General features: G+C 69.0%; 3 protein-coding genes. All 3 read right to left on the bottom strand.

Going from position 1 to position 3482, the window contains the following annotated elements:
- Positions 1-29: 29 nt before the first annotated feature.
- Complete coding sequence (locus AC08OQ_RS18465) at positions 30-317, bottom strand: hypothetical protein (RefSeq protein ID WP_476602289.1); 288 nt, start codon at positions 315-317, stop codon at positions 30-32.
- Between the two features lie 132 nt (positions 318-449).
- Positions 450-719: a pyrophosphorylase gene (locus tag AC08OQ_RS18460; protein ID WP_476602290.1), complete on the bottom strand. Its 270-nt coding sequence runs from the start codon at positions 717-719 to the stop codon at positions 450-452.
- The coding region (locus AC08OQ_RS18455) for an FtsK/SpoIIIE domain-containing protein (RefSeq protein WP_476612258.1) at positions 707-3482 on the bottom strand (2776 nt) is incomplete at its 5' end. The genes AC08OQ_RS18460 and AC08OQ_RS18455, both read right to left, overlap by 13 nt.

Genomic DNA, 3482 nt, shown 5'->3' with positions numbered 1-3482 from the left:
CCTCAAACCCGCTTAACTTCGAAGAGCCGTCATCCGGCACTCTGGATCTCGTTCTGAATCTCGGCGAGCCGCGCACGTAGCTGATCCAGCTGGGTGTGCAGTTCGGTGAGGGTCCGGTCGTATCCCGGCCAGACGGTGGTCCGGAAATCGACCGCGTTACGACCGTCCCAGTTCTCCGGGTCGATCAGTATCTTCGCCGCGGCGCGGAGCTCGTCGAAATGGGTGAGCAGCGGGCCGTTGATGATCGTGGTGAGATCGGCGATAGCGGTCACGGCTTGTGGCGTGCTACGGACGGTGACATCGGACGGCTGGGTCATAGTGTGCTCCGGTGGCGGGGATCTGGACGGCCGTCTCGGCGGCAAAGCGCCTCGATGGCATGGAAGAGATGGAAGAGAGCGACCGGCGCGGCGGACAGTGGTCCCGGGAGGGGCGGTCCCGGGGGTGGTCCGTCAGCTTCCGGCCGCGGCGGTTCGGCGGTTGATCTTGGTGATGCCGCGGGCGAGCTCGGCGAGGTTCGTCCGCAGGTCGGTCAGCGCGCTCTGCACCTCCGGCCAGACCTGAGCACGAAAAACCTGCGCCTTCGGGCCATCCCAGTTTCGCGGGTCCGCCAACGTGTTGCCATGATTGATCAGATTTGTCGTGGTTGCCTGCAGATCGGGTAGCTGTCGGCTCATCCGCCCGGCCGCCTGTTGGGCCGCCGGTGTGGTCACGGTTCGCACGGCATTGTTCCTCTCGGGACTCGAGCAGAGGGGGACGCGAGCAGGTCGGATGTCGGGGGACAGGCGACCTGGACGGGAAGGACGGCTCCGCGGCGCACCAGCACCCCGCGGCCTGGAGGCGCGGGGCCGCCGATCGTGCGGGACAGCCGGACTCCGAGCAGTTCGCCGTCGCTCGGCCGCCCCGGGGCCAGGAGCAGCCCGTACCCACCGCGGCGGACGTCGACGAGGAATCCGCGGTACTGGCCCAGCAGCTCCTCGGTCGTACCGGCGACGATCAACACGCCGCCGCCGTCGCGTGCGGCCTGCCAGAAGGCCGCCAGCTCGGCCGCGGCCCGTTCACCGACCAACTCGGCGTCGTCGACGAGGACGACCAGAGGTTCGTCCCCTGACAGGCCGGTTGGCAGGTCGGTCAGCGACCGGATGGTGTCGGTCCGACGGGTCTCCGGCGTGACGGCTGACTCCCCCCGCCCGCGGCCGCCGCGACGGCAGGTGCCGTCGCTTCCCGCCTCCTCCACGAGGTTCATGGTCCCGTCCAGGATGGCTACGACGTCGGGTCGGTGGGCGAGGGAACGAAGGGGAGACGGACGCGGCGTCAACGCGACGATTCGGGCACCATCGGTGAGGAGTGACAACGCCAGCGTGAGTAGAACGCAACTGCTCCCGGACCGTGGCGGGCCACTGATCATGAAACCGGGGCCGTCGGTATCCAGATCCACCTCGACGATCTCCAGCTCGTCCCCTCCGATTCCGATCGGCACGTGCAGCGAAGATCGATTTTCTGGACGCATGGCCGCCGCCGCGGATCTCCGCGACCGCCCGGGCGCGCGTTCCATCTGCTCGGATGTGACGAGGGAGGGCAGCGCGTGGATCCGGAAGGGACGACGATCGAAGCGCTCCGGCGGCCTTCGCGACACCTCCACAGATCGGCCCGCCTGGGACATCGCCCGAGAGCCCACCGCCCGCAGTGCCGCAACCTGAGCCTGGCCTGTGGGGTCCGCGTCGAGCAGCGCGATCTGTGTCTCCACGGGACTGGGGAACCGGCCTCCGACCGCGACCCCACGTCCGGCGGACAGCGTCCCGGGCATGTCGAAGGGGGACAGGCCAGCGAGCGCGTAGTCGGAAGGGTCGGCCATCCGCAGGAGTAGTCGTTCGTCGACGAGCGACGCCAGCCGCCCGATCAACCCTCGTCGATCGGTAGTGATGATCACTCGTAGGCCCACCGCCTGACCTTCGCGCAACAGCCGCAGAAGCTGGTCGACGAGTATCCCTCCGTCGACGTCCTCAAAGGCGGCCAGAAATCCTTCGAACCTGTCGACGAGCAGCACCAGGTACGGCGATGGGCGCATGGCGTCGCCCGCATCGCCGGGAGACGGCCGCCACGACCGTCGGGCCTTGGCAAGATCCATGAAGCCTTTCCGAGAGAGGATCGTCTGCCGCTCGCTGATCTCGTTGGCCAGACGGGCGAGGAGCCTCGTGACCCGCTCGGGATCGTCCCGGCTCACCACGGCACCGGAGTGCGGCAGGTCCGCGAGGGGTGCCAGGGCGTTGCCGCCGCAGTCCAGTCCGTAGAGATGGAGCTCGCCGACGGGCAGGGCGGTGGCGAGGGCGCCGGCAGCGGTGCGCAACACGGTCGAGCGCCCGGTTCGTGGCGAGCCGACGATCATGAGGTGGCCGCCGTGTTCCAGATCGATCGTGAAGGGCAGCTGAAGCTGACGGTCACAGTGATCGGACAGCCCAATGGCAACGGGAGGGAGCCGAACGAGACCGTCCGCGTGGAGCCCAGGGCGTCCGCTGGAGTCCGCCGGATGGTGACCGTCGCCATCCGCGGCGATGGTGTGGTCGCTCGGGCTGGTGTGGTCGCTCGGGTCGGTGCGGCCGGCGGTCGCCCCGACGAGGGCGTCGAGGGTAATCCGCTCAGGGAGCGGGGGAAGCCACGGACTGGGTATCGGAGGGATCCCGAGCCTCGTCGAGGCCTCCCGTACTGCCGAGACCAGAGCAGCCAGGTCGGTGCGCGGCTCTGCCAGGGACACGTCTTCCGACGGCGGTCCGTACGATGGCGCCGGCACCGCCTGGGACGTGTCGGCATCCCGACGTGGAGCGTCACCCGGTTCCGGCCACGGTAGCGGGGTGACCCTGGGCGCAGGGATTCCGGACGAGTCGTCTCCGCCTGGTCTGGTGACCGGATCCGGTCCACCGATCCACCCGGTCTGAACGGCTGTCGTGATGCCCGGGCCGGTGCGTACCACCGCCCGACCGGGGGTGGCCGGACTGATCAGAGCAGCGTCCGGGCAGCCGACGACGTCCTCGCTCTCCGCCGCATCGGTGACCCGCAACGCGATGCGCAGGTTCGTATTCGCCCGGATCTCCGGTGACACCACCCCCGCGGGGCGTTGGGTGGCCAGCAGGAGATGGATCCCGAGCGACCGTCCGCGTTGGGCCAGGTTGACCAATCCGGCGACGAATTCGGGTAGTTCGCGGGCTAGCGTGGCGAATTCGTCGACGACCAGAAGCAGGCGGGGAATCGTCGGACGCCCGATGGGATGAGGGAGCAGACGTCGAAAGGCGTCGAGGTCCTTCGCTCCGGCCGCGGCCAACATCCGTTCCCGTCTGCGAAGCTCGGCGGTGAGCGAGCTCAGCGCGCGTCGGACCAGGTGCGGATCGAGGTCGGTGACCATACCGACGGTGTGGGGAAGAGCGGCGCACTCGGCGAACGCGCTGCCTCCCTTGTAGGGCCTGTTTGGGAAGTACGTCCCGGGGTTGGCC

The organism is Frankia sp. CcCS3, from assembly GCF_977927575.1.
This window is presented reverse-complemented; position numbering and strand designations above follow the sequence as displayed.

What these genes read in the sequence shown, in the direction of transcription:
- AC08OQ_RS18465 (WP_476602289.1), bottom strand. Translation starts at nt 317, where the DNA reads ATGACCCAGCCGTCCGATGTCACCGTCCGTAGCACGCCACAAGCCGTG.